This window comes from Klebsiella sp. P1954, assembly GCF_018199955.1.
Lineage (GTDB): Bacteria > Pseudomonadota > Gammaproteobacteria > Enterobacterales > Enterobacteriaceae > Klebsiella > Klebsiella pneumoniae.
Genome location: NZ_CP073373.1, coordinates 2,750,072 through 2,774,602 on the forward strand (window position 1 = coordinate 2,750,072; position 24,531 = coordinate 2,774,602).

The window sequence follows — 24,531 nt, forward strand, 5'->3', positions numbered from 1 at the left end:
AAAACAGAGGGGATTATTCGTTAATCTTCAGTAATTGCAATGAACCACGACTAAAATCAGCCAGTCTTGCTGAAAAAGCCGCCACTTCGGCCTGGGGAAGCGCCACGCGCAGCCGAACTGACGCCAGATATTCGCTTTCAACGACGTTCCCGGAGAATTGGGCGAGCAGCGCTTCAACGCCGGCCAGTTGCCCATACTCACACTGCAAAGTATATGCCGTTAACGGCGTCTTGCGCAGCGTCGTCAGCTGCGCCAGCGCCTGATGCACCCCGCCGCCATAGGCCTTAACCAGACCGCCGGTGCCCAGCAGGATACCACCGTAGTAACGCACGACGACAGCGGTTATCTCGCCGACGCCGCTTCCCATCAGCTGCGCCAGCATCGGTTTACCCGCCGTTCCCGCCGGTTCGCCATCGTCTGAAAACCCCAGCTGTTGCGAATCATCAGGCGGCCCCGCGACCCACGCCACGCAGTGGTGGCGGGCATCAGGGTGATCCGCTCTGACGGACTCGACAAAAGCTTTTGCCGCCGCCACGCCGTCGGTATGCGCCAACAGCGTGATAAAACGGCTTTTTTTAATCTCCTCAACGACGGTAACCGGCGCCGCCGGGATTAACCAGCTCTCCATCAGGCCAGCTTCAGATCGCGCGTCATATTTTCGATACTGTTTTCGTGAATCACCACGTTATCTTCGATACGGATCCCACCGAACGGCTTCATGGCGTCAATTTTTTGCCAGTTAAAGTGCTTGCTGAACGGGCCTTCACGCCACGGTGCCAGTAACGACTCGATGAAGTAGATGCCGGGTTCAATAGTTAACACCATCCGCGGCTCGATAATACGGGTGCAGCGCAGATACGGGTATTTCGACGGCGCCGCCAGATGCGTACCGGTGTCATCCTGCATAAAGCCAGCGACATCATGCACCTGCAGACCCAGCGGATGGCCAATCCCGTGCGGCATAAACGGCCCGGTCAGGTCATTCTCCACCATCGCCTCTTCGCTCATGTCGGTAACCAACTGGTGTTTACGCAACAGCTTCGCGATACGCTGATGGAACTGGATATGGTAATCAATGTAACTGGTACCGGCCTTCATGGTACTAATCAGCGCCAGCTGCTCATCGTTAACGTCTTTGATCAGATGGGCAAAGTCGTTATCGCCGTGCGCCGCCCAGGTGCGCGTCAGATCTGCGGCATAGCCGTTATATTCCGCACCGGCGTCGAGCAGGAAACTGCGCATCTCCGCCGGGGCACGATGGTCCAGTTTGGTGTAGTGCAGGACGGAGGCATGCTCATTCAGCGCGACAATATTGCTGTAAGGCACGTCGGTATCACGATGGCCGGTGGCGGTGAGATAGGCCTGGTTGATATCGAATTCGCTCATTCCCGACTGGAAAGCTTCGTAGGCCGCACGATGACCATTCACCGCCGACTTCTGCGCTTCACGCATGCAGGCCAGCTCGTAATCGGTTTTGTAAGCCCGGTAGTAATGCAGGTAGTCGATAACCCCTTTCGGGTTGATCTTATCCGCGGCGATACCCAGGCCCAGCGCGCGCTCAGGCACCGGGCCGATATAGCCAATATTACCGCGAGCGGCAGGCAGCTGGCTGCCGATGCCATCGGCCTTCGGTAGCGCGATCACGTCTATCTCTTCGGTCCAGAAAGAGGTCGGCAACGGCTCAACGTTATGCCAGTAATCTACCGGCAGATAGAACCACAGCTTCGGTTTATTCACACCGTCCACCAGCAGCCAGCAGTTAGGCACCTGAGTCACAGGCACCCAGGCTTTGAACTGCGGATTGACCTTGAACGGGTACGGATGGTCATCAAGGAAGACGTTAACCAGCTCGCCGGAGTGAATCAGCAGAGCATCCATTTGAAAACGGGCCAGGACGTCGCGGGTACGTTCTTGTAGGGTAACAATATGATTTTTATAGAGCGCGGCCAGGGATTCCATCTTTTATCCTTTGCTTTTATGGGATCGTGATACACCGCATCTTAGCACATCGACCTGCGTGCGGGTGATTTCCGCCGGATGTGATCCGACCAGCAATTATTTAAAGAGTAATTTGCAATTCTTTAACATAAATTCCACACTCCGTTTCATCTGGTATGACCAGATCATATTGCTGGATTCAGGAGACTGACATGCTCTACAAAGGCGACACCCTGTACCTCGACTGGCTGGAAGATGGCATCGCCGAACTGGTGTTCGATGCCCCAGGTTCGGTCAACAAGCTTGATACCGCAACCGTAGCCAGCCTCGGTCATGCGCTGGACGTACTGGAAAAACAAAGCGATCTCAAAGGTCTGCTGCTGCGCTCTGAAAAAGCGGCATTTATCGTCGGCGCGGATATCACCGAATTCCTCTCGCTGTTCCTGGTCCCTGAGGAGCAGTTAAGCCAGTGGCTGCATTTTGCTAACAGCGTCTTCAATCGTCTGGAAGATCTCCCCGTCCCCACTATCTCTGCCGTCAATGGCTATGCGCTGGGCGGCGGCTGCGAATGCGTGCTGGCGACCGACTATCGCCTCGCCACGCCGGATCTGCGCATTGGGCTGCCGGAAACCAAGCTCGGCATTATGCCGGGCTTCGGCGGTTCCGTGCGTCTGCCGCGCCTGCTCGGCGCCGATAGCGCGCTGGAAATTATTGCCGCCGGGAAAGACGTCGGCGCCGATCAAGCACTGAAAATCGGCCTGGTGGATGGCGTGGTCGCTGCGGAAAAACTACGCGACGGCGCGCTGGCGATCCTACGTCAGGCCATGAATGGCGACCTGGACTGGAAAGCGAAACGTCAGCCGAAGCTGGAGCCGCTGAAGCTCAGCAAAATTGAAGCCGCCATGAGCTTCACGATTGCCAAAGGCATGGTCGCGCAAACCGCCGGGAAGCATTACCCGGCGCCGATCACCGCGGTCAAAACCATTGAAGCCGCCGCGCGTCTTGGTCGTGAAGAAGCCCTGGTGCTGGAAAATAAAAGCTTTGTCCCGCTGGCCCATACCAATGAGGCCCGCGCGCTGGTTGGTATCTTCCTGAACGACCAGTACGTCAAAGCGAAAGCGAAAAAGCTGACCAAAGATGTCGAGACGCCGAAGCATGCTGCCGTCCTGGGCGCTGGCATTATGGGCGGCGGTATCGCTTACCAGTCGGCCTGGAAGGGCGTGCCGGTGGTGATGAAAGACATCAGCGACAAATCGCTGACCCTGGGCATGACCGAAGCGGCGAAACTGCTGAATAAACAGCTGGAACGCGGCAAAATCGACGGTCTGAAGCTGGCCGGAGTGATTAGCACCATTCAGCCAACCCTGGAATACAGCGGTTTTGACCGCGTGGACGTCGTCGTTGAAGCGGTGGTGGAAAACCCGAAAGTGAAGAAAGCCGTACTAGCGGAAACCGAGGCAAAAGTGCGCCCGGATACCGTGCTGGCGTCCAACACCTCAACGATCCCCATCAGCGAGCTGGCCAGCGTTCTGCAGCGCCCGGAAAACTTCTGCGGTATGCACTTCTTTAACCCGGTGCATCGCATGCCGCTGGTTGAAGTGATCCGCGGCGAAAAAACCTCGGATAATACCATTGCCAAAGTGGTGGCCTGGGCCAGCAAAATGGGCAAAACGCCGATTGTGGTGAATGATTGTCCCGGCTTCTTCGTCAACCGGGTACTGTTCCCCTACTTCGCCGGCTTCAGCCAGCTGCTGCGCGACGGAGCGGACTTCCGCAAAGTCGACAAAGTGATGGAGAAACAGTTTGGCTGGCCGATGGGCCCGGCTTATCTACTGGACGTGGTCGGCATCGATACCGCGCACCATGCTCAGGCGGTCATGGCGGCGGGCTTCCCGCAGCGGATGCAGAAAGATTATCGCGACGCCATCGACGCCCTGTTTGACGCCAACCGTTTCGGCCAGAAGAACGGCCTCGGCTTCTGGCGCTATAAAGACGACAGCAAAGGTAAGCCGAAGAAAGAAGAAGATGCTGCCGTCGACAGCCTGCTGGCCGACGTCAGCCAGTCGAAGCGCGATTTCAGCGATGAAGAGATTATCGCCCGCATGATGATCCCGATGGTTAACGAAGTCGTCCGCTGCCTGGAAGAAGGCATTATCGCCAGCCCGGCGGAAGCGGATATGGCGCTGGTATACGGCCTGGGCTTCCCTCCGTTCCACGGCGGCGCATTCCGCTGGCTGGACACCATCGGCAGCGCGAAGTATCTCGATATGGCACAGCAATACCAGCACCTTGGCCCGCTGTATGAAGTGCCAGCCGGTCTTCGTGACAAAGCGCGCCATAACGAAGCGTATTATCCCCAGGTAGAGCCAGCCCGTCCGGTTGGCGCTCTGAAAACGGCTTAAGGAGTCACAATGGAACAGGTTGTCATTGTCGATGCAATTCGCACCCCGATGGGCCGTTCGAAGGGCGGCGCATTTCGCCACGTGCGCGCGGAAGACCTCTCCGCGCACCTGATGCGTAGCCTGCTGTCGCGCAATCCGTCGCTTGAGGCAAGCGCGATAGACGATATCTACTGGGGTTGCGTGCAGCAAACCCTCGAGCAGGGTTTTAACATCGCCCGAAACGCGGCGCTGCTGGCGGAGATCCCGCATTCGGTACCAGCAAATACGGTCAACCGTCTGTGCGGTTCTTCCATGCAGGCGCTGCACGATGCGGCCCGTATGATCATGACCGGCGATGCCAGCGTCTGCCTGATTGGCGGCGTCGAGCACATGGGCCATGTGCCAATGAGCCACGGCGTCGATTTCCATCCGGGCCTCAGCCGCAACGTGGCAAAGGCGGCAGGAATGATGGGGCTGACTGCGGAGATGCTGGCGCGTCTGCACGGTATTAGCCGCGAGATGCAGGATCAGTTCGCCGCGCGCTCTCACGCTCGTGCCTGGGCTGCAACCCAGTCCGGCGCATTCAAAGCGGAGATTATCCCCACCGGCGGCCACGATGCCGATGGCGTACTCAAGTCCTTTAACTATGACGAGGTGATCCGCCCGGAAACCACCGTCGAGACGCTGTCCACGCTTAAACCGGCGTTTGACCCGGTGACCGGTACGGTAACGGCGGGTACCTCTTCCGCCCTTTCCGATGGCGCAGCGGCGATGCTGCTGATGAGCGAAAGCCGCGCTCGCGAGCTGGGGCTGAAGCCGCGCGCTCGCGTCCGTTCAATGGCGGTGGTCGGCTGCGACCCGTCCATTATGGGTTATGGCCCGGTTCCGGCCTCAAAGCTGGCGCTGAAAAAAGCGGGCTTATCCACCAGCGATATCGACGTTTTTGAAATGAATGAAGCATTTGCCGCGCAGATCCTACCGTGTATTAAAGATCTGGGCTTAATGGAGCAGATCGATGAGAAGATCAACCTCAACGGCGGGGCGATCGCGCTCGGTCATCCGCTGGGCTGTTCCGGGGCGCGTATTAGCACCACGCTGATCAACCAGATGGAGCGCAAAGACGCTCAGTTCGGCCTCGCCACCATGTGTATCGGCCTGGGACAAGGGATCGCTACCGTGTTTGAGCGGGTTTAAGCGAAAGGGTATCTCAACGCCATTGCCACCAGAACCTGGCGGCTATGGCGAAGAGAGCAGGTTTAGTTGCCGTTCTTCCCGCCTGTCAGGGGCGGGTTTTTTATTTTCAGATAAACGCAAACGCATCGCCAAACAGGCGATCTTCACGCGCGCCGCGCTCATTACAGAACAGGTCGCGAGCGATCTTGGCCATCTCAAAACGACCGGCAATGTAGATGTCATGCTCGGCCAGCGTACCGTAATCCTGCAGCACGGCGGTGAGTACCGTACCGGAGCGACCACGCCACCCTTCTTCCGGCTGTTCGACCACCGGCTCGATGCGCAGATTCGGATGCTTGATGCTTAACGCTTCCAGCTCGGCCAGATCGTACAGATGCTTAGCCTCGCGGCCGCCCCAATAAATGGCGATATCGCGATCCGGGTTACGCGCCAGCGCGCTTAACAGAATAGAACGCACATAAGAGAATCCGGTACCGCCGGCGATCAGAATCAGCGGGCGATCTTCGTCATCGCGCAGCCACGCTTCGCCATGCGGAATATCAACCTCAATTTCACGCTCTTTCAGAATGCGATCCATGACCGCCATCGCGTACAGATTGAGCTCCGAGGCGCCGATATGCAGCTCGATAAATTCCTGTTCCGCCGGCGTGGAAGCCATGGAGAACGGGCGCTTGTCGCGCTCATCCATTACCACCATCAGATACTGGCCGGCACGGAAGGAAAATGCCGCTTCCGGCACTAATCGAACACGATATACGGTATCGGTAATCGCCTCCACCGAGGTCACTTTACAGCTTAAGGTTGTCATGCGTCCCCTCTGTCGGGTCAATAGAGCAAAACAGCGGCGTTAGCCCCGCTTACTGTTGTTTAAAGATGGCCAGTTCATCCCAGATGGCGTCAATACGCGCCGTAACGGCAGGATCTTTTTTGATTGGGCGACCCCATTCACGCTGGGTTTCGCCAGGCCATTTATTGGTGGCATCCAGCCCCATTTTTGAACCCAGGCCGGAAACCGGCGAGGCAAAATCCAGATAATCAATTGGCGTATTCTCTACCAGTACCGTATCACGAGCCGGGTCCATACGGGTAGTGATCGCCCAAATCACATCGTTCCAGTCGCGTGCGTTGACGTCGTCATCGCAGACAATCACGAACTTGGTGTACATAAACTGGCGCAGGAACGACCAGACGCCCATCATTACGCGCTTGGCATGTCCCGCGTACTGTTTTTTCATGGTCACCACCGCCAGGCGATAGGAGCACCCTTCCGGCGGCAGATAGAAATCAACGATTTCCGGGAACTGCTTTTGCAGGATCGGCACAAAGACTTCATTCAGCGCCACGCCCAGCACCGCTGGCTCATCGGGCGGTCGGCCGGTATAGGTAGAATGATAAATCGCGTCTTCACGCTGGGTAATATGGGTTACCGTAAATACCGGGAAGCTGTCCACTTCATTGTAGTAACCGGTGTGATCGCCATACGGGCCTTCCGGCGCCATTTCACCGGCCTCAATGTAGCCTTCAAGCACAATTTCCGCGCTGGCCGGCACTTCAAGGTCATTGGAAACGCACTTAACCACTTCGGTCTTGGTGCCGCGCAGCAGGCCTGCGAAAGCATATTCCGACAGGGTATCGGGCACCGGCGTCACCGCGCCAAGAATGGTTGCCGGATCGGCGCCAAGCGCCACGGAAACCGGGAAGCGTTCGCCCGGACGCGCCGCGCACCACTCCTGGAAATCCAGCGCGCCGCCGCGATGAGACAGCCAGCGCATAATCAGTTTGTTTTTGCCGATCAGCTGCTGGCGATAAATTCCCAGGTTCTGCCGCTCTTTGTGCGGCCCGCGGGTTACCGTCAACCCCCAGGTGATCAGCGGCGCGGCATCTTCCGGCCAGCAGGTCATAATCGGGATTTTATTCAGATCGACATCATCGCCCTGGATGATTTTTTGCTGACAGGGGGCGCCGCGCAGGCGTTTGGTCGGCATATTCAGCACTTGCTTGAACTGCGGCAGCTTATCAAACAGGTCGCGGAAGCCTTTTGGCGGCTCAGGTTCTTTCAGAAAGGCCAACAGTTTACCCACCTCGCGCAGCGAACTGACATCCTCCTGCCCCATCCCCAACGCCACGCGACGCGGCGTGCCGAACAGATTGCACAGCACCGGCATGGTGTAGCCTTTCGGATTCTCAAACAGCAGCGCCGGGCCGCCGGCGCGCAGAGTCCGGTCGGCAATTTCGGTGATTTCCAGGTGAGGATCGACCGGCAGAGTGATACGTTTTAGTTCGCCCTGTTGTTCCAGGAGTGTCAGAAAGTCGCGAAGATCGTGATATTTCATGGAAGTGTTATTGACCTCTCTACAGGCGGCTAATTATACGGTGTTCGACGGCGCGATGCTGTAATTTTGTTAAATTAGCGTGAAAGAACGCTGAAATTTGGATTTCAATTATAATGGCTTTCGCGATTACACCAGCCATTTGTTATGCTTGCCGTTATTAGAAGTGGAATGAGTCATTATGCAAGCCTGGTACTTACTGTATTGCAAACGTGGGCAGCTACAACGAGCCCAGGAACATCTGGAACGTCAGTCAGTTAACTGCCTGATGCCGACGATTGCGCTGGAAAAAATCATTCGCGGTAAACGCACCATGGTCAGCGAACCGTTGTTCCCGAACTACCTGTTTATTGAGTTCGATCCAGAGGTGATTCATACCACCACCATCAGCGCCACTCGCGGGGTTAACAACTTCGTGCGCTTTGGCGCCCTACCCGCTATCGTCCCCTCGGCGGTCATCCATCAGCTTTCTATCTACAAACCGGAAGGGATTACCGACCCGGAAACGCCGCATGAGGGCGATAGCGTGCTAATCACCGACGGCGCGTTTGAAGGCCTGGAGGCGATCTTCACCGAGCCCGACGGCGAAGCGCGCTCTATGTTGCTGTTAAACCTGCTGAATAAGCAAGTCCTGCAGAGCGTTAAAAATACCGACTTCCAGAAAATCTAAACGCCATTAATGTCGACGCCAAACAGCGCCCTGACGTTTGCGTCCGTTTGCGCCTCCAGCCATTGCGCCTCCTCGCCGCGCCAGGCCGCGACGCTGGCCAGGATATGCGGCAAATACGCGGGCTCGTTACGCCGCGATGCCGGTTTCGGCTTGAGGTCGCGCGGCAGCAGATAAGGCGCATCGGTCTCCAGCAGCAGACGTTCCGCCGGGATCGCCGGCAGCAGCTCGCGCAGCTCCAGTCCCCGCCGCTCATCGCATACCCAACCGGTAATACCGATAAACAGGCCCAGATCCAGGCATTCCTGCACCTCGCTGCGGCTGCCGGTAAAGCAGTGCAGCACCGCGCCCGGGATCTTCTCAAGCCAGGGTTTAAGCAGCGTCAGAAACCGATCGTGGGCGTCGCGGCAGTGCAAAAACACCGGCATCGACAGCTCAGCGGCCAGCGCCAACTGGGCGCTGAACGCTACCTCCTGCTCGTGCGGCGTGGAAAAATTCCGGTTAAAATCCAGACCGCACTCGCCTATCGCCACCACCTGCGGCTCGCCGGCGAGGGTATAAATCGCCTCGGCGACCGCTGGCGTCCAGCTGCTACCGTCATGGGGATGAACCCCCGCCGTGGACCAGCAGCCGGAATAGCGGCTCGCCAGTTTCTGCGCCTGCTGGCTCTCCGCCAAATTTGTGCCGGTCAGCAGCATGCCGTTAACCCCCGCCGCCAGGGCGCGCGCCACTACCTCATCATGATCGCGGGAAAACTGCGAACTGGTCAGATTAACGCCGATATCAAACATGATCGCTCCCATATGCCAACCGCCCTGACGGGCGGTTGGCGGTATTACTCTTCTCTGTGCTCTGCGGCTTCAGCTTCGGCCGCGGCGTCGTCATCGCGCGTCAGGCGCTTCCCGGTGTAGAAGCGGGCGAAGAACACCCCGACTTCAAACAGACAGTACATCGGAATGGCCAGCAGTGTCTGCGAGAATACGTCCGGCGGCGTCAGCAGCATGCCCACCACGAAGGCACCCACCAGCACATACGGCCTTTTTTTACGCAAGTCTTCCGGCGTGGTAACGCCCATCCAGCAGAGCAACACAATGGCGACCGGCACCTCAAAGGAGACCCCGAATGCCATAAACAGCGCCATCACGAAGTCGAGATAGCTGCGAATATCGGTCGAGACCAGCACCCCTTCCGGCGCCGCATGGGTCAGGAAGCCGAACGCCAGCGGAAACACGACAAAATAGGCGAAAGCCATGCCGATATAGAACAGCAGGGTACTGGATACCAGTAAAGGCACCACCAGCCGGCGTTCGTGCTTATACAACGCCGGCGCGACGAAGGCCCATACCTGGTAAAGAATAATCGGCACCGACAGGATCACCGACACCATGAAGGTCAACTTTATCGGCGTAAAGAAAGGTGAAGCGACATCGGTGGCGATCATCGTCGCGCCCACAGGCATCTTACTGATAAGCGGGGCCGAGACCAGCTGGTAGATATCATTGGCGAAATAGACCAGCGCCAGGAAGATCACCAGAATAGCAATGATGCTGTTGAGCAGACGCTTGCGCAGCTCAATCAGATGCGAAATTAGCGGTTGTGTATCGTCTACGCCCATGTTTACGGTTTATCACTCGATGCGGGGGAAGAATGGGGAACTGCCGCCGTAGCGGACGTTTTCTCTGCCTGAAGGTCAGCCGGTGAAGCAGATTGCTCGTCGGCAACGGGATCTGGCGCATGAGCCGGAGCGCTGGCTTGATGTTCTGCCGTCGCCGGCGTGACGTCCTGGCGCTGCGCTTCGCTGCCTTTGACCACCGGATTAAGGATGGTATTGGCTTCGTCGCTGGCTTTTTCGGGATCGTGGGCGCTATAGGAGCGCTTCATCGACTCCGCGGCCTCGCGCAGTTCATCCATCGAGGCTTTCAGCTCCGGCGTCAGGTTATTCAGGCTAGCCTTTTCCACCTTCTTCAGGCTCTCCTGGAACTCCTGCAGTTTTAGCTCCTGGGCCAGCTCATTTTGTACCGTGGTCGCCAGCGAGCGTAACGTACGGATCCAGCCAACTACCGTTTTAACCGCTACGGGAAGCCGCTGTGGCCCCAGAACAATGAGGCCAATCACAAACACCAGCAGTAGTTCACTAAAACCAATATCGAACACGAGTTACACCTGCTCTTTGTCGTGGCGTTTTGTCTCGTCTTTTTTTGCATCATCCTGTTTATCGGCGATGGTTTTCGCCGTGAAATCTGCGTCTGGCGCCGACTTTTCGGGTTTATCATCATCACTCATGGCTTTTTTAAAGCCTTTGATAGATGCCCCTAAGTCAGACCCCAGCGAGCTCAGCTTCTTCGTCCCAAAAAGCAGAACTACGATGACGACAACAATTAATAACTGCCAAATACTGATACCACCCATACACGTTCCCCTATGACAGATGATGAATTGTGTGGACGCATTATACACGCCATCCTGCGAGCCGCCTCTTCGTCAGGCCGCCGACATGATTTTGCGCAAATAAGCCTGCGTCATGAAGAGGCGAACCGATCAGTGGGTTTTCCGCCAGCCAATAAGCCAGGTCACCACACCGCCGGCCATCAGCCAACCGGGCATCATTCCCCACTCAGGGCGATGGATAAAGAGCAGCGTACCACTAAGCAATAAAACCGCGCCTATACCAAACAGGTAACGGGATTGGCCCTGGCGCACATGACGCACATGCATATCCCGTACAATAGTATCGACGCTGGTCTGCAGCTGTTTGCTCTGCTGCAGGCTCTGATACACCAGCTCAGGTATTTCCGGCATTCTTTCGATCCAGAACGGCGCTTTGTCTTTAAACGCGCGCACCAGCGCCGGAATGCCGACCTGATCTTTGATCCACGACTCGAGGAAAGGCTTCGCCGTTTTCCACAAGTCTAACTGAGGATAGAGCTGCCGGCCTACCCCTTCTACGTAAAGTAATGTCTTCTGTAGTAAAACGAGCTGCGGCTGGACTTCCATATTGAAACGCCGCGCGGTATTGAACAGATTAAGCAGCACGTGGCCGAAGGAGATCTCCGCCAGCGGCTTCTCAAAGATCGGCTCGCAGACCGTGCGGATCGCGAACTCAAACTCTTCAACGTTGGTATCGGGCGGAACCCAACCGGAATCGACGTGCAGCTCGGCAACTTTACGATAATCGCGGTTGAAAAAGGCGATAAAGTTTTCCGCCAGATAGCGCTTATCTTCTTTGTTCAGTGAGCCGACAATACCGCAGTCGATGCCGATATACTGCGGATCTTCCGGATGCTCGTAGCTGACGAATATGTTGCCAGGATGCATATCGGCATGGAAGAAGCTGTCGCGGAACACCTGGGTGAAGAAGACCTGCACGCCCCGCTCCGCCAGCAGCTGCATATTGGTGCCCTGGGCCTCCAGCGCCTCCACATCGGACACCGGGATACCGTAAATGCGCTCCATTACCATCATGCTTTCGCTGCAGTAGTCGGGGTACACCTCAGGCACGTACAGCATCGGGCTGTCTTCGAAATTACGCCGCAGCTGAATAGCGTTGGCGGATTCCCGCAGCAGGTTCAGCTCATCCAGCAGCGTTTTTTCATATTCACGAACTACCTCCTGCGGGCGCAGACGGCGACCGTCAGGCAGCAGACGCGGTACCCAGCGCGCCAGGCGGTAGATGAGCTTCATGTCCGCTTTAATGATCGGCAAAATATCCGGGCGGATAACCTTGATCACCACCTCTTTGCCATTCTCCTTCAGACGCGCGGTATGCACCTGGGCGATGGACGCCGAGGCTAACGGCTCAACGGAGAAATCATCAAACCAGGTCTCGACCGGCAGCCCCCCCATCGCTTTCTCTATCTGCTGCTGCGCGAGCTTCCCTTCAAAGGGCGCCACGCGGTCCTGCAACAGCGCCAGCTGATCGGCAATATGCGGCGGAAAGAGATCCCGGCGGGTGGAAAGCATCTGGCCGAATTTTATCCACACCGGCCCCAACTCCTGGAGCGCCAGCCGAAGGCGGGCGCCAAGAGGCTGATCCTGATGGCGGTTTGGCATCCAGAACAGCATCCGCCGCCAGATACGCAGCGGCAGCGTGATCCGCATTTTGGGGATGAGCTCATCGAGCCCGTAGCTCAAAAAGGTGTGGATGATGAAATACAGGCGCCGTAATTCTCCTGGCGTCATTTGCCCTCCAGCGTTTCCAGCCGTTTTTCCAGTGCGGCCAGCGCGCGCTCAATAGCCGTTGTCTCTTCAGCAAACCAGGCCAGCTCCAGCGGCCCCGGCGCCAGGCGCCACTCTTCAGTGATCGCTTCCGCGACATAGCGCTGCTGGCGCTCTGCGCCCTTCAGCAGAAACTGAGCGCCGCCTCGCAGGACTTTACCGACGCCTTCGGCCACAATATCGCCGGTATAGGGCGCCAGCAGTTCAGCGGGATCAAACTCTGCCAGGTCGCACAGGGAGACCATATTCTGCACCACCTGCAGATCGCCCTGCACTTCCAGATCACCGCTGCGAATAAGCGCCGTGAGCTGCTGACGATTGCGCAGTTTTGGCAGCACGCTGAGCCGGGTAATCACGGTGCAATCGGCCTCTCCGTCCCAGGCGCTCAGGACGTCAACCTGGCGTTCGCTGAATACCAGCACCACGGGCGTGGCGAAATCCTGCAGCTGGACCCGCAATACCTTGCCCAGCAGGCGCTGACGAGCGGGTTTAAGCGCTTTGTCGCGCCAGAGGAAAGTATTCAGCGCCGTTTCAATGCCAGCGGTAACCAGGGGTGTGAAAGGCATAGCGTCCCTCCTGTCAGAACTTGTAACCGCGATGCAAAGCAACGATACCCGCCGTCAGGTTGTAGTAATCCACGTTTTCGAAGCCCGCATCCTGCATCATCCCTTTCAGGGTTTCCTGGTCCGGATGCATACGAATAGATTCCGCCAGGTAGCGATAGCTGTCGCCATCCTTTGCCACCAGCTCGCCCACCTTCGGCAGGATATGGAAGGAGTAAGCGTCGTAGGCTTTGCTCAGCGGTTCGATAATGGGTTTAGAAAACTCCAGCACCAGCAGACGTCCGCCCGGCTTCAGCACGCGGTACATCGAACGCAGCGCTTTCTCTTTGTCGGTCACGTTACGCAGACCGAAAGAAATGGTAATGCAGTCAAAGGTATTATCAGCAAAAGGCAGGGCTTCCGCGTTGGCCTGAACATACTCAACGTTGCCTACGATGCCGATATTGCGCAGCTTTTCGCGGCCCATTTTGAGCATAGAATCATTGATATCAGCAAGCATGACGCGGCCGGTTTCCCCTACCAGGCGGGAGAACTTGGCCGTCAAATCACCGGTACCACCAGCCAGATCCAGCACGGTCTGCCCGCGACGTACGCCGCTGCAGTCGATGGTGAAACGCTTCCACAAACGATGGATCCCAAACGACATCAGGTCGTTCATCACATCATATTTTGCGGCGACAGAATGGAATACATGCGCCACCATATCTGCTTTCTGCTCTTTAGCGACCGTCTGAAAGCCAAAATGCGTCGTTTCTTGTGAATCCTCAACCATCTCTATGCCTGCTTGCTTTTCAAGAAAATGTTCACTGAGTGTATCAGACTCAGCGCATTTCCCATACGTTTCAGCATGGCGGAGCCGCCTCCCGGCTACGCACCGTCTCGGCAGAGTCGGGTGAAAATGCGTCATTTTCCGGCAGGTTATCCTCATCTTCGAGACGATATTGCTCGTCCTGAGCCGTAGCTTGTTCGACTAAATCAGGATTAATCCCGCGCTTGACCTCCACGCCCAGGCCGCGAAAGGCCTCCGCCTGGGCCAGCAGATTACCACGCCCGGAAGCGAGCTTTTTCATCGCCTGGCGATAGCTCTCTTGCGCCTTATCCAGGCTCTGGCCAATGGCGGACATATCATCCACAAACAGGCGCATTTTGTCGTAAAGGCGCCCCGCCCGCTCGGCAATCTTTTGCGCGTTACGACTCTGGTGCTCATAGCGCCACAGATTGGCGATAGTGCGCAGGGCTACCAGCAGCGTCGTCGGGCTGACCAGCATAATATTATTTTGCAACGCCTCGCTGATGAGCTCAGGCTGGCGATCGATGGCCAGCAGGAACGCCGGCTCAACGGGAATAAACATCAGCACATAGTCGAGCGAGCGCAGGCCAGGCAGCTGTTGATAATCCTTGCGTCCCAGCAGGCGAATATGGTTACGCACCGAGGCAAGGTGTTCCTGCAGCGCGACTTCGCGGGTGTAGTCGTCTTCGGCGTTGAAATAGCGCTCATAGGCGACCAGGGTCATTTTGGCGTCGATCACCACGTCCTTACCCTGCGGCAGGCGCACGATAACGTCCGGCTGCATCCGCGAGCGGTTGTCGGTCTCAATACTGACCTGAGTCTGGTACTCATAGCCTTCGCGCAGGCCGGAGGCCTCCAGCACGCGGGTTAAGACCACTTCCCCCCAGTTGCCCTGAGTTTTGTTATCCCCCTTCAGCGCTTTGGTCAGGTTCAGCGCCTCCTGTGCCATCTGCGCGTTCAACTGCTGCAGATTGCGGATCTCATGCGCCAGGGTATGTCTTTCACGCGCCTCCTGGCCAAAGCTCTCCTGCACCTGGCGGCGGAACCCGTCCAGCTGTTCGCGTAGCGGCGTCAGCAGGCCATGCAGGCTCTGGCGGTTTTGCTCATCGACCCGCCGGTTGCTGTGTTCGAAAATACGGTTGGCGAGGTTTTCAAACTGCTCGCTAAGGCGCTGCTCGCTGTTCATCATCTGGCGGATCTTATCTTCCGCATGCAGCTGGGTGGATTCGAGCCGGGTGGTGACCTCACGGAGATCGGCCTCGAGCGAGGTATTGATATCCCGTAGGCTGCGCAGCTCGTTGTTCAGCAGCTCACACTCCTCACGCCAGTGGGCCTCCTGCGCCAGTTGCTGGCGGGCGGCGCTCAGCTCAATATCCAACTCTCGCCGTTCCTCGATGAGATCGGCCCGAATTTGATCGGCACGCGCTTTGGTCGCCAGCCAGCCGACCATTAACCCGGCTGCCAGTGCGATAACCGCGCTGATAATAATGGAGAGATCCACGACGCCCCCTGCGATAACCTGATGACACAAAATAGAATTGTGCTGTACAAACGTCCAGTTTAAAAGGAATTTCCTGCGAGAGGCGACGCAAAAAAGAAAGGCCGGAGGATCCGGCCTGACAGGGAAAGAGTTGAATTACAGCAGACGACGCGCCGCTTCCACGACGATTTTCACCGCGTGGCTTTCGGTTTGCTTCATGGTTTCGGCGTTAGGGATCTCTTGCTGGGTACGGTTCACGATAACCCCAGCCACCATCCCGGCGCGCAGGCCCTGGCTGGCGCACATGGTCAGCAGCGTGGCGGATTCCATTTCATAGTTCATCACGCCCATTGCCTGCCACTCTTCCATTGAGCCCTTGAAGCGGCTCACCACGCGGCCGGAGAAGGTGTCGTAACGCTCCTGGCCCGGGTAGAAGGTATCCGAGGAGGCAGTCACGCCGATATGGGTGGTGGCGCCGATTGATTTCGCCGCTTCCACCAGCGCGGTGGTACAGGCGAAGTCTGCGACGGCCGGGAACTCCATCGGCGCGAAGTGCAGGCTGGCACCGTCCAGACGGACAGAACCGGTCGTCACCAGTACATCGCCAACATTGATATGTGGCTGAATCGCGCCGGTGGTGCCGATACGCAGGAAGGTACGCACCCCCAGCTGCGCCAGCTCTTCCACGGCGATGGAAGTCGACGGGCCGCCGATGCCAGTAGAGCAGACGATCACTGGTTTGCCGTCCAGCTCCGCGCGCCAGGAGGTAAATTCGCGATGAGATGCCAGTTTAACCGGCTTATCCATCAGCGCGGCGATCTTTTCCACACGCTCCGGATCGCCAGGGACGATAGCCAGCGTAGCCCCTTGTAAATCGTTCTTGGTGAGGCCGAGATGAAAAACATCAGACTTGGACATAAAAAACTCCTCTGTGGGTCGAATTATCAGCAGAAGCAAAACGGTACTGTACAGAAGCCCCTGGCAACATTTTGTGATGATAGTCACCAAGACCAATAATGATTGCAGTTGTTTTTCAGTAAATAGTGATACACATCACATTAACAAGTTATATTCATCATCACAGAACAAAAGATAGCCGCTTTCAGGCACTGTGCTTTATTACCGCCCGAACTAAAGGTAAAGGGTCTATAGTTACTGATGCGCTAATAAATAAGGGTACGGAGAATACCATGACCACCACCAAGCAACCTGGATTCGCACCTGCAGCTTCACCACACGCCGCAACCGCCGTTCATACGCCGGAAGAGCATATTATCGCCGGAGAGACGTCGATTCCCTCTCAGGGTGAAAACATGCCGGCCTACCACGCCCGCCCGAAAAATGCCGACGGTCCGCTGCCGATCGTTATCGTGGTACAGGAAATTTTCGGCGTGCATGAACATATTCGCGATCTTTGTCGCCGCCTGGCACAGGAAGGCTATCTGGCTATCGCGCCTGAATTGTACTTCCGTCAGGGCGATCCGAATGAGTACCACGATATCCCGACCCTGTTCAAAGAGCTGGTCAGCAAGGTGCCGGACGCGCAGGTGCTGGCGGATCTCGACCACGTCGCCAGCTGGGCGGCGCGCCACGGCGGCGATGCCCATCGTCTGCTGATCACCGGCTTCTGCTGGGGCGGACGCATTACCTGGCTGTATGCCGCGCACAACCCGCAGCTTAAAGCGGCGGTGGCCTGGTACGGTAAGCTGGTGGGAGAAAAATCACTGAATTCGCCGAAGCACCCGGTAGATATCGCCGTCGATCTCAACGCCCCGGTGCTTGGTCTGTACGGCGCTAAAGACGCCAGCATTCCGCAGGACACCGTCGAGACTATGCGTCAGGCGCTGCGGGCAGCCAACGCCACGGCGGAAATCGTGGTCTATCCCGAAGCCGATCATGCCTTTAATGCCGACTATCGCGCCAGCTATCATGAAGAGTCAGCCAAAGATGGCTGGCAGCGGATGCTCGCCTGGTTTGCTCAGTATGGCGGTAAAAAAGGCTAATCGCCCTAAGCATGAAAAAAGGAGGCAAATGCCTCCTTTTTGATTTTTCGCGTAACGATTAGGCGGACTGGCGCAGATTTCGCGCCGCTTGCACCATATTCGCCAGCGCGGCGCGGGTTTCCGGCCAGCCGCGAGTTTTCAGGCCGCAGTCCGGGTTAACCCACAGTCGCTCCACCGGGATACGCTGCGCAGCTTTCTTCAGCAGCGCTTCGATCCACTCCACGCTCGGCACGTTTGGCGAGTGAATATCATATACTCCCGGCCCGATCTCATTGGGGTACTCGAACGCTTCGAACGACTCCAGCAGCTCCATATCGGACCGCGAGGTTTCAATGGTGATCACGTCAGCGTCCAGCGCGGCAATGGAGTCCATGATGTCATTGAACTCGCAATAGCACATGTGAGTATGGATCTGCGTGTCGTCTTTGGCGACCGCAGCATTAAGGCGGAAGGCTTCCACACCCCACTGCAGATAGGCATCCCAGTCGCTGCGCTTCAGCGGTAACCCTTCGCGCAGCGCCGGCTCATCAATCTGGATGATGCCGATCCCCGCCGCCTCCAGATCCGCCACTTCATCACGCAGGGCCAGCGCAATCTGTTTCGCGATGGTTTCACGGCTGACATCCTCCCGCGGGAAGGACCAGCACAGAATGGTCACCGGTCCAGTGAGCATCCCTTTCACCGGCTTGTCGGTCAGCGACTGCGCATACTTCGCCCAGTCGACGGTGATCGCCTGCGGACGGCTGACGTCGCCGATCACCACCGGCGGCTTCACGCAGCGGGAACCATAGCTCTGCACCCAGCCGTTTTGCGTGAAGATAAAACCGTCCAGATGTTCGCCGAAGTATTCCACCATGTCGTTCCGCTCGGCCTCCCCGTGCACCAGTACGTCTAAACCTAACCGCTCCTGCTCGACGATCGCCTGCTTAATATGTTCCGCAATCCCCGTCCGATAATGACTGGCGTCAAGGTTACCCTTTTTGAAGTCCAGGCGCAGGCCGCGGATCTCGGTCGTTTGCGGGAATGACCCGATGGTGGTGGTCGGCCATTTCGGCAGGTTAAAGCGCTGGCGCTGTGCCTGCGCGCGAACCTCATAGGGGCTGGCGCGCTGGCTGTCCTGAGCAGTGATCGCCGCCAGCCGTTTTTCCACCTCCGCGTTGTGCACGCGGGTCGAATGGCGACGGGCCTGGATTGGCGCGCTCCACTCGGTAATCGCCGCTGTATCGCCGCTGTTCAGCGCATCGCGCAGCAGCGCCAGCTCACCGCATTTCTGCAGCGCGAAGGCAAACCAGCTCTTCACTTCCGCATCAAGGCGCGTCTCCACGCTTAGATCGATCGGGCTATGCAGCAGAGAGCAGGATGACGCGACCCATAGCTCGCGCTTACCGACGAGGTCTTTAATTTGCGCATACTTTTCGGTGAGATCGGCGCGCCAGACGTTACGCCCATTGATCAAGCCCGCGGACAGCAGCCAGTCGGCCGGCAGGTGGTTGTGCAGTTCGGCAACATCATCTTTGCCGTGCACCAGATCGACGTGCAGCCCCTGGACCGGTAGCGCAGCAATGGTCGCGAGATTGTCGCTAACGCCTTCAAAATAGGTAGTCAGCAGCAGCTTCACCTGGCCCTGCAGGGCGTCATAAGCCGGTTGAAAGGCCTCCAGCCACGCTGGCGGCAGCTCCAGCACCAGCGCCGGTTCATCAATCTGCACCCAATCGATGCCGCGCTTCGCCAGTTCGGCCAGCACCTGCTGGTAAACCGGCAGGATGGTATTCAGCAGGGTCAGGCGGTCAAACGGTTCACCTTTCACTTTACCCAGCCACAGATAGGTTACCGGCCCCAGCAGCACGGGCTTGATCTTGTGGCCCAGCGCCAGCGCTTCGTCTACTTCATCCAGCAGTTGGGTCCAGCTCAGTTTGAACTGCTGGCCCTTCACGAACTCCGGCACCATATAGTGATAGTTGGTGTTGAACCATTTGGTCATTTCCGCAGCGGCGGCCGGTTCGCCAGTCGGCGCGCGGCCGCGGCCAATGCGGAACAGGGTATCGATGTCGATGGATCCGTCTTTGTTCTGATGACGAGCCGGCACGTTGCCAAGCAGCAGGCTGGTAGTCAGAACATGGTCGTACCAGGCGAAATCCCCCACCGGCAGCAGATCAACGCCCGCCTGTTTCTGCTGCTCCCAGTGACGGGCGCGCAGCTCACGGCCTACCGCCAGCAGTTCCTCGCGAGTGGCGTTGCCCGCCCAGTAGCTCTCTTGCGCTTTTTTCAGCTCGCGGCGCAGGCCAACGCGAGGAAAACCGAGGGTGTGGTTAATAATTGTCATTTATGTTCCTCTCTTATTTCATTGAATCTGAAGAAAAAATCTCAATAGTTCGGCTTGCAGGAAGGCGGCAACGATGCGCATCCCCAGGAGCTTACTGAAGGAAGTGACTGGGGTAAGCAAGGCAGCCAACGCATCTGCAAGTCGAAATATGACGAGTTTTAGACGTCCAGATGTTTACACATCCATAATTGACAGTTACTGTATATTCCTCAAGCGCAAATTGCTCATGGCGAAGTGAAGGACTTTCATGATCGAAATTAAACATCTGAAAACGCTGCAAGCGTTGCGGAACAGCGGTTCACTGGCGGGTGCGGCAGCGGCCCTGCACCAGACCCAGTCCGCCTTGTCTCACCAGTTCAGCGATCTGGAACAGCGCCTTGGCTTTCGTCTCTTTGTGCGTAAGAGCCAGCCGCTGCGTTTTACGCCTCAGGGGGAAATCCTCTTACAGCTGGCCAACCAGGTGCTGCCGCAGATCGCTCGCGCCCTGCAGGACTGTAACGAACCACAGCAGACCCGGCTGAGGCTGGCTATCGAATGTCACAGCTGTATTCAGTGGCTGACGCCGGCGCTGGAGAATTTCCGCGCCCGCTGGCCACATGTGGAGGTCGACTTCCATTCCGGCGTCACCTTCGACCCACAGCCTGCGCTGCAGCAGGGTGAACTGGATCTGGTGATGACCTCCGATATTCTGCCGCGCAGCGGCCTGCACTACTCGCCGATGTTTGATTTTGAGGTGCGTCTGGTGCTGGCGCCCGAGCATCCGTTAGCTATGAAGACGCTGGTTACCCCGGAGGATCTGGCCGCGGAAACGCTGTTGATTTATCCCGTGCAGCGCGGGCGCCTCGATATCTGGCGCCACTTCCTGCAGCCGGCCGGCATCAGCCCGCAGCTGAAAAGCGTCGATAACACGCTGTTGTTGATCCAGATGGTGGCTGCCCGGATGGGCATCGCCGCGCTGCCGCACTGGGTGGTGGAAAGCTTTGAACGCCAGGGCCTGGTGGTCACCAAAACCCTGGGTGAGGGATTATGGAGCCGGTTGTACGCGGCCGTTCGCGATGGCGAACAGCGTCAACCGGTCACCGAAGCGTTTATTCGCTCTGCGCGGAACCACGCCTGCGATCATCTGCCGTTTGTCCGGAGTGCGGAGCGACCCAGCGGCGATGGACCCACAGCGAGGCCAGGATCACCAACGCTCCGCTAATAAAGCTCGGCCAGTGCGGCTGCTCCTGCCAGATGGCAAGGTTAACCAGCAGCCCGGCGGGGACATGGACGTTATTCATGATCCCCAGCGTGCCGGCATCCACCTGGGTGGCGCCATAGTTCCACATAAAGTAACCCAGCCCGGAAGCCACCACGCCGAGCCACACCAGCACGCTCCACTGCAGCGTGGTGGTCGGCAGCTTCTGGGCGTTGCCGAGCATAAACCACGCCGCCACCGCCACGATAAAGGCCCCGACATAGAACCAGGCAAAGGCATTGTGCTGCGGCATCGGACGCACCTCCATCAGACGCTTATACCCCACCATACCGATGGCGAAGCAGAGGTTTGACAGCTGTACCAGTAACAGCCCGGTCCAGAAATGATCGCTGACTTTGTCATAGCGGATAATCGCCGCCCCCAGCACCGCCAGCGCGGCACTCAGCAGATAGCCCCAGCGCAGCTTACGTCCGCTGAGCAGGTCGTAGATCAGCGTGATATACAGGGGAGTAAACACGGTAAACAGCAGAAATTCCGAGACCGTCAGATAGAGATAGGCGCGGAAAGCCAGCAGGTACATGATGCCTAGCTGCATCGCGCCCACCAGCATATAGAGCACGATCGTGCGCGGAGACTGGCCGCGCGTGCGCAGGAAAGGCAGGAACACCAGCGCCGCCAGGCCCACGCGCATCAGCACCGAAAAATAGCTGTCGACGCTACCGGCCAGGTATTCGCCAATCAGGCTAAAAGAAAAGGCCCACAGGATAGTGGTGATAATTAACAGCGCCACAATGGTCGTCTCGTTGGATAAAGAACAGGCATTGTAGCGAAGAGTCAGGTTGACGACTGGACACTTATTCGCCAGTCGTCAATCTTTTTCAGTCGAGGTATAGCTTACGCAGGTAGTGCGGGACAGCATCGTCGGCGTTACTGCCGATCACTTCCAGTTCCGGATGCAGATCCTTCAGCCGCTGGTGGGCGTTGGCCATGATGCAGCCTTTGCCAGCCATCGACAGCATCTCAGCGTCGTTCATACCGTCGCCGAAGGCGATGCAATCGGAAAGAGTGTAGCCGAGCATCTTCGCCACCGCCTCCAGCGCATGCCCCTTCGATACCCCACCCGCCATGACTTCCAGGCAGGTTAAGGTGGAGAAGCTGACGTTCACCCGATCGCCCCAGCGGGCGTTCATCGCCTGCTCCAGCGGCAGCAGATGCTCATGATCCTCGCAGGTAAAGAATACTTTGCTGATCCCCTGCGGATCCAGTTCGCCCGGCTCATACAGCTTGTAGTTAAACACCGCCTCCTTGAAGAAGCGCATCTCTTCCGGACGATGGCGGTTCATATACCACTCGTCTTCCCGATAAACGTTAGTGACGATTTTCGGGTCGTTACGCACGATCTCAAACAGGTCGGCGGCAATATCGCGATCGAGGTTATGGGCAAAGATTTGCTGACCATCGCTATCGTGAACGCGGGCGCCGTTAGAGGTGATCATGTACGACCGGATGCCGAGATTATCGCGGATTTGCCCGACGTCGATGTAGTGACGGCCGGTGGCGAAGACGAAATTGATCCCACGGGCGGTAAGCAGCTTCAGCGTCTCTTTGGCATACGGGGTCAGGAAATGATCGGGGGAAAGCAGCGTGCCGTCTAAATCAGACGCAACAACCTGGTACATAAAAAAGTTAACCTCTAAGCAGGGCGACGAGCGTTATCGTCGGATTAAGTATGTCGATTGAAAAACTCGACGATGGCATTGAGCGCGACTGAGCGCATAGCGTCCTTTTCAAAAAGGATCTCATGATATGCCCCTTCAATGACGAGCGGCTTACCGCCCTCACAGGGATGGCCGGCAGCGGCCCGTAATTCGCAATAGCGGTCGTGCATCAGATTATCGACCACCCGCTCCTCCTCCGCCTGTAAAAGCAGCGTCGGGGCGGTATCTTTTTCCACATTCGCCAGCACTTCGTCGCCGGCCAGCATGCCCTCACGCACCCAGTGCCAGGTCGGACCGCCGACCTGCAGCCGCGGCTCATCGGCATAGAAGCGCAGGTTGCGACGATAGCGTTGCCGACTGTGCGTCAGCACGTTAACGGCAAAAGGCAGCGCCCGCCAGCGCCCGGTGCCGATGGCATACTCTTCGCGAATGCGCTGATGGCCCTCAGCCCAGTCGAGAATATGGCGCACCATCCAGTCCGGCAGCCGAATGATAATCCCGAACATCGGCGCGCAGAGCGCTATTGCATCGCAATGCGCCCGGTAACGTTGCAGAAAAAGCGTGGCAATCGCTCCGCCCATAGAATGAGCAAGGATAAACCGTTTTCGCCAGTGTCCAGGAACCACCTGCTGCTGCCAGAGCGCGGCCAGGTCATCAACATAGTCGCTGAAGTTAACCACGTGTCCGCGGTGGGTATCTGAGAGCAGGCGGCCCGAGCGTCCCTGCCCGCGATGGTCAATGATCATCACGTCAAAGCCGCAGTGAAAGAGATCGTAGGCCACTTCAGCATACTTCACGTAGCTTTCAATGCGCCCGGGGCAAATCAACACCAGACGATCGTTATGTTGCGCGCAAAAGCGGACAAAGCGTACCGGTACATCGTCGACGCCTTTAAATTCAGCTTCTTCGCGCTGTCGCCAGAAATCCGTCAGCGGCCCCATGCTAAAGGCCGCAAACGCGTTTTCTCGTGTTTCCCAGTCCTTTTTCTGCCCAAACATCGGGTTTACACCCCTGTTAACCGCTGAAAATCGTTTTTTTACCGTGTATCACACAATGCTGACACAATAGCGTATTGTGGCATAAAAACAGACAATCAGGGAGTTTCTCATGACCATTGAGTGGTGGTTCGCCTACCTGCTGACATCAATTATTCTCAGCCTGTCGCCGGGTTCCGGAGCGATTAATACCATGACCACCTCCATTAACCACGGATACCGCGGCGCGGCGGCGTCGATTGCCGGTTTGCAGACTGGGCTGGCCATTCATATCGTGCTGGTTGGCGTTGGTCTCGGCACTCTCTTCTCCCGCTCGGTGCTGGCCTTTGAGGTGCTGAAGTGGGCCGGCGCCGCCTACCTGATCTGGCTGGGTATCCAGCAATGGCGGGCGGCAGGGGCGATCGACCTGAATACGCTGGCGAAGGCGCAGACGCGCGGCAAACTGTTTCAGCGCGCGGTGTTCGTAAATCTCACCAATCCCAAAAGCATTGTTTTTCTGGCCGCCCTGTTTCCGCAGTTTATCCTGCCGCACCAGCCGCAGGTGATGCAATATATCGTTCTGGGCGTCACCACCATCGTCGTCGATATCATTGTGATGATTGGCTATGCGACCCTGGCGCAGCGCATTTCCGCATGGATCAAAGGGCCAAAGCAGATGAAGGCGTTGAACAAAGTCTTTGGTTCACTGTTTATGCTGGTCGGGGCGCTGCTCGCCTCCGCCCGCCATGCCTGAATC

General features: G+C 57.4%; 23 protein-coding genes. 6 read left to right on the forward strand and 17 right to left on the reverse strand.

Going from position 1 to position 24,531, the window contains the following annotated elements; all coding sequences use genetic code 11:
• Nucleotides 1–13 precede the first annotated feature (13 nt).
• Both KB890_RS13170 and pepQ read right to left on the reverse strand, forming a co-directional pair.
• A complete protein-coding gene (locus tag KB890_RS13170; protein WP_002883449.1) occupies nucleotides 14–628 on the reverse strand; it encodes an IMPACT family protein in 615 nt (204 codons plus the stop codon).
• Entirely contained in the window at nucleotides 628–1,959 is a 1,332-nt protein-coding gene (pepQ, locus tag KB890_RS13175) for a Xaa-Pro dipeptidase (protein WP_004181656.1), read from the reverse strand. Before pepQ ends, KB890_RS13170 begins: the two co-directional genes overlap by 1 nt.
• A 191-nt stretch (nucleotides 1,960–2,150) precedes the next feature.
• Here pepQ and fadB point away from each other — a divergent pair, with 191 nt between their 5' ends.
• Both fadB and fadA read left to right on the forward strand, forming a co-directional pair.
• On the forward strand, nucleotides 2,151–4,340 hold the full coding sequence (gene fadB / locus KB890_RS13180) for a fatty acid oxidation complex subunit alpha FadB (protein ID WP_004181655.1): 2,190 nt from the start codon (nucleotides 2,151–2,153) through the stop codon (nucleotides 4,338–4,340).
• Nucleotides 4,341–4,349: 9 nt separating this feature from the next.
• Nucleotides 4,350–5,513 (forward strand): acetyl-CoA C-acyltransferase FadA, encoded by a 1,164-nt coding sequence (fadA, locus tag KB890_RS13185; RefSeq protein ID WP_004150456.1) that lies wholly within the window; start codon nucleotides 4,350–4,352, stop codon nucleotides 5,511–5,513.
• A 106-nt stretch (nucleotides 5,514–5,619) separates the two neighbouring features.
• Here the strand turns inward: fadA and fre are convergent, their stop codons facing one another.
• Together fre and ubiD are read right to left on the reverse strand one after the other, a co-directional pair.
• Entirely contained in the window at nucleotides 5,620–6,321 is a 702-nt protein-coding gene (gene fre, locus KB890_RS13190) for an NAD(P)H-flavin reductase (protein WP_002883448.1), read from the reverse strand.
• 49 nt (nucleotides 6,322–6,370) lie between these two features.
• On the reverse strand, nucleotides 6,371–7,846 hold the full coding sequence (gene ubiD / locus KB890_RS13195; protein ID WP_004146456.1) for a 4-hydroxy-3-polyprenylbenzoate decarboxylase: 1,476 nt from the start codon (nucleotides 7,844–7,846) through the stop codon (nucleotides 6,371–6,373).
• Between the two features lie 178 nt (nucleotides 7,847–8,024).
• Here ubiD and rfaH point away from each other — a divergent pair, with 178 nt between their 5' ends.
• Nucleotides 8,025–8,513 carry a transcription/translation regulatory transformer protein RfaH gene (rfaH, locus tag KB890_RS13200; protein ID WP_002883430.1) on the forward strand — a complete coding sequence of 163 codons (489 nt, stop codon included), beginning with the start codon at nucleotides 8,025–8,027 and terminating at the stop codon, nucleotides 8,511–8,513.
• Here rfaH and tatD read toward each other — a convergent pair.
• The 9 genes from tatD to udp form a co-directional block, all read right to left on the reverse strand.
• Nucleotides 8,510–9,313 carry a 3'-5' ssDNA/RNA exonuclease TatD gene (gene tatD / locus KB890_RS13205; protein ID WP_004146458.1) on the reverse strand — a complete coding sequence of 268 codons (804 nt, stop codon included), beginning with the start codon at nucleotides 9,311–9,313 and terminating at the stop codon, nucleotides 8,510–8,512. The genes rfaH and tatD overlap by 4 nt on opposite strands.
• A gap of 32 nt (nucleotides 9,314–9,345) precedes the next feature.
• A complete protein-coding gene (gene tatC, locus KB890_RS13210) occupies nucleotides 9,346–10,125 on the reverse strand; it encodes a Sec-independent protein translocase subunit TatC (protein ID WP_002883427.1) in 780 nt (259 codons plus the stop codon).
• Nucleotides 10,126–10,127: 2 nt separating this feature from the next.
• On the reverse strand, nucleotides 10,128–10,664 hold the full coding sequence (gene tatB / locus KB890_RS13215) for a Sec-independent protein translocase protein TatB (protein ID WP_002883426.1): 537 nt from the start codon (nucleotides 10,662–10,664) through the stop codon (nucleotides 10,128–10,130).
• Nucleotides 10,665–10,667: 3 nt separating this feature from the next.
• On the reverse strand, nucleotides 10,668–10,919 hold the full coding sequence (gene tatA, locus KB890_RS13220) for a Sec-independent protein translocase subunit TatA (protein ID WP_002883425.1): 252 nt from the start codon (nucleotides 10,917–10,919) through the stop codon (nucleotides 10,668–10,670).
• A gap of 129 nt (nucleotides 10,920–11,048) precedes the next feature.
• Entirely contained in the window at nucleotides 11,049–12,689 is a 1,641-nt protein-coding gene (ubiB, locus tag KB890_RS13225; protein ID WP_004177924.1) for a ubiquinone biosynthesis regulatory protein kinase UbiB, read from the reverse strand.
• Entirely contained in the window at nucleotides 12,686–13,291 is a 606-nt protein-coding gene (ubiJ, locus tag KB890_RS13230; RefSeq protein WP_002883422.1) for a ubiquinone biosynthesis protein UbiJ, read from the reverse strand. The genes ubiB and ubiJ overlap by 4 nt, the downstream gene beginning before the upstream one ends.
• Before the next feature lie 13 nt (nucleotides 13,292–13,304).
• Entirely contained in the window at nucleotides 13,305–14,060 is a 756-nt protein-coding gene (gene ubiE, locus KB890_RS13235; RefSeq protein ID WP_002883421.1) for a bifunctional demethylmenaquinone methyltransferase/2-methoxy-6-polyprenyl-1,4-benzoquinol methylase UbiE, read from the reverse strand.
• Between the two features lie 70 nt (nucleotides 14,061–14,130).
• On the reverse strand, nucleotides 14,131–15,579 hold the full coding sequence (gene rmuC / locus KB890_RS13240) for a DNA recombination protein RmuC (RefSeq protein ID WP_004895061.1): 1,449 nt from the start codon (nucleotides 15,577–15,579) through the stop codon (nucleotides 14,131–14,133).
• 135 nt (nucleotides 15,580–15,714) lie between these two features.
• Entirely contained in the window at nucleotides 15,715–16,476 is a 762-nt protein-coding gene (gene udp / locus KB890_RS13245; protein WP_004181652.1) for a uridine phosphorylase, read from the reverse strand.
• Between the two features lie 272 nt (nucleotides 16,477–16,748).
• On the opposite strand from udp, the gene KB890_RS13250 reads away from it, so the two are divergent.
• A complete protein-coding gene (locus KB890_RS13250; RefSeq protein WP_002883417.1) occupies nucleotides 16,749–17,561 on the forward strand; it encodes a dienelactone hydrolase family protein in 813 nt (270 codons plus the stop codon).
• A 58-nt stretch (nucleotides 17,562–17,619) separates the two neighbouring features.
• Here KB890_RS13250 and metE read toward each other — a convergent pair whose 3' ends face one another.
• Nucleotides 17,620–19,884 (reverse strand): 5-methyltetrahydropteroyltriglutamate--homocysteine S-methyltransferase, encoded by a 2,265-nt coding sequence (metE, locus tag KB890_RS13255; RefSeq protein WP_020324048.1) that lies wholly within the window; start codon nucleotides 19,882–19,884, stop codon nucleotides 17,620–17,622.
• A gap of 247 nt (nucleotides 19,885–20,131) precedes the next feature.
• Here metE and metR point away from each other — a divergent pair, with 247 nt between their 5' ends.
• Complete coding sequence (gene metR, locus KB890_RS13260; protein WP_002883415.1) at nucleotides 20,132–21,085, forward strand: HTH-type transcriptional regulator MetR; 954 nt, start codon at nucleotides 20,132–20,134, stop codon at nucleotides 21,083–21,085.
• On the opposite strand, the gene KB890_RS13265 is transcribed toward metR, so the two are convergent.
• The 3 genes from KB890_RS13265 to pldB all read right to left on the reverse strand — a co-directional run bounded on the left by KB890_RS13265 (nucleotide 20,973) and on the right by pldB (nucleotide 23,798).
• Entirely contained in the window at nucleotides 20,973–21,872 is a 900-nt protein-coding gene (locus KB890_RS13265) for a carboxylate/amino acid/amine transporter (RefSeq protein ID WP_002883414.1), read from the reverse strand. The genes metR and KB890_RS13265 overlap by 113 nt on opposite strands.
• 88 nt (nucleotides 21,873–21,960) lie before the next feature.
• A complete protein-coding gene (gene yigL, locus KB890_RS13270) occupies nucleotides 21,961–22,761 on the reverse strand; it encodes a sugar/pyridoxal phosphate phosphatase YigL (RefSeq protein WP_004146466.1) in 801 nt (266 codons plus the stop codon).
• 44 nt (nucleotides 22,762–22,805) lie between these two features.
• Nucleotides 22,806–23,798: a lysophospholipase L2 gene (pldB, locus tag KB890_RS13275; RefSeq protein WP_002883412.1), complete on the reverse strand. Its 993-nt coding sequence runs from the start codon at nucleotides 23,796–23,798 to the stop codon at nucleotides 22,806–22,808.
• 109 nt (nucleotides 23,799–23,907) lie between these two features.
• Here pldB and rhtB point away from each other — a divergent pair, with 109 nt between their 5' ends.
• Nucleotides 23,908–24,528 carry a homoserine/homoserine lactone efflux protein gene (gene rhtB / locus KB890_RS13280; protein ID WP_004181651.1) on the forward strand — a complete coding sequence of 207 codons (621 nt, stop codon included), beginning with the start codon at nucleotides 23,908–23,910 and terminating at the stop codon, nucleotides 24,526–24,528.
• The last annotated feature ends 3 nt before the right edge of the window (nucleotides 24,529–24,531 follow it).

Excerpts from the sequence above, each read along its gene's own strand:
- udp (WP_004181652.1), bottom strand. The coding sequence starts at position 16,476 with ATGTCCAAGTCTGATGTTTTTCATCTCGGCCTCACCAAGAACGATTTA.
- ubiB (WP_004177924.1), bottom strand. The coding sequence starts at position 12,689 with ATGACGCCAGGAGAATTACGGCGCCTGTATTTCATCATCCACACCTTT.
- tatA (WP_002883425.1), bottom strand. The coding sequence starts at position 10,919 with ATGGGTGGTATCAGTATTTGGCAGTTATTAATTGTTGTCGTCATCGTA.
- ubiE (WP_002883421.1), bottom strand. The coding sequence starts at position 14,060 with ATGGTTGAGGATTCACAAGAAACGACGCATTTTGGCTTTCAGACGGTC.
- tatD (WP_004146458.1), bottom strand. The coding sequence starts at position 9,313 with ATGGGAGCGATCATGTTTGATATCGGCGTTAATCTGACCAGTTCGCAG.
- fadA (WP_004150456.1), top strand. The coding sequence starts at position 4,350 with ATGGAACAGGTTGTCATTGTCGATGCAATTCGCACCCCGATGGGCCGT.
- tatC (WP_002883427.1), bottom strand. The coding sequence starts at position 10,125 with ATGGGCGTAGACGATACACAACCGCTAATTTCGCATCTGATTGAGCTG.
- metR (WP_002883415.1), top strand. The coding sequence starts at position 20,132 with ATGATCGAAATTAAACATCTGAAAACGCTGCAAGCGTTGCGGAACAGC.
- fre (WP_002883448.1), bottom strand. The coding sequence starts at position 6,321 with ATGACAACCTTAAGCTGTAAAGTGACCTCGGTGGAGGCGATTACCGAT.
- rfaH (WP_002883430.1), top strand. The coding sequence starts at position 8,025 with ATGCAAGCCTGGTACTTACTGTATTGCAAACGTGGGCAGCTACAACGA.
- yigL (WP_004146466.1), bottom strand. The coding sequence starts at position 22,761 with ATGTACCAGGTTGTTGCGTCTGATTTAGACGGCACGCTGCTTTCCCCC.
- rhtB (WP_004181651.1), top strand. The coding sequence starts at position 23,908 with ATGACCATTGAGTGGTGGTTCGCCTACCTGCTGACATCAATTATTCTC.
- KB890_RS13170 (WP_002883449.1), bottom strand. The coding sequence starts at position 628 with ATGGAGAGCTGGTTAATCCCGGCGGCGCCGGTTACCGTCGTTGAGGAG.
- pldB (WP_002883412.1), bottom strand. The coding sequence starts at position 23,798 with ATGTTTGGGCAGAAAAAGGACTGGGAAACACGAGAAAACGCGTTTGCG.
- KB890_RS13250 (WP_002883417.1), top strand. The coding sequence starts at position 16,749 with ATGACCACCACCAAGCAACCTGGATTCGCACCTGCAGCTTCACCACAC.
- ubiD (WP_004146456.1), bottom strand. The coding sequence starts at position 7,846 with ATGAAATATCACGATCTTCGCGACTTTCTGACACTCCTGGAACAACAG.
- fadB (WP_004181655.1), top strand. The coding sequence starts at position 2,151 with ATGCTCTACAAAGGCGACACCCTGTACCTCGACTGGCTGGAAGATGGC.
- metE (WP_020324048.1), bottom strand. The coding sequence starts at position 19,884 with ATGACAATTATTAACCACACCCTCGGTTTTCCTCGCGTTGGCCTGCGC.
- ubiJ (WP_002883422.1), bottom strand. The coding sequence starts at position 13,291 with ATGCCTTTCACACCCCTGGTTACCGCTGGCATTGAAACGGCGCTGAAT.
- pepQ (WP_004181656.1), bottom strand. The coding sequence starts at position 1,959 with ATGGAATCCCTGGCCGCGCTCTATAAAAATCATATTGTTACCCTACAA.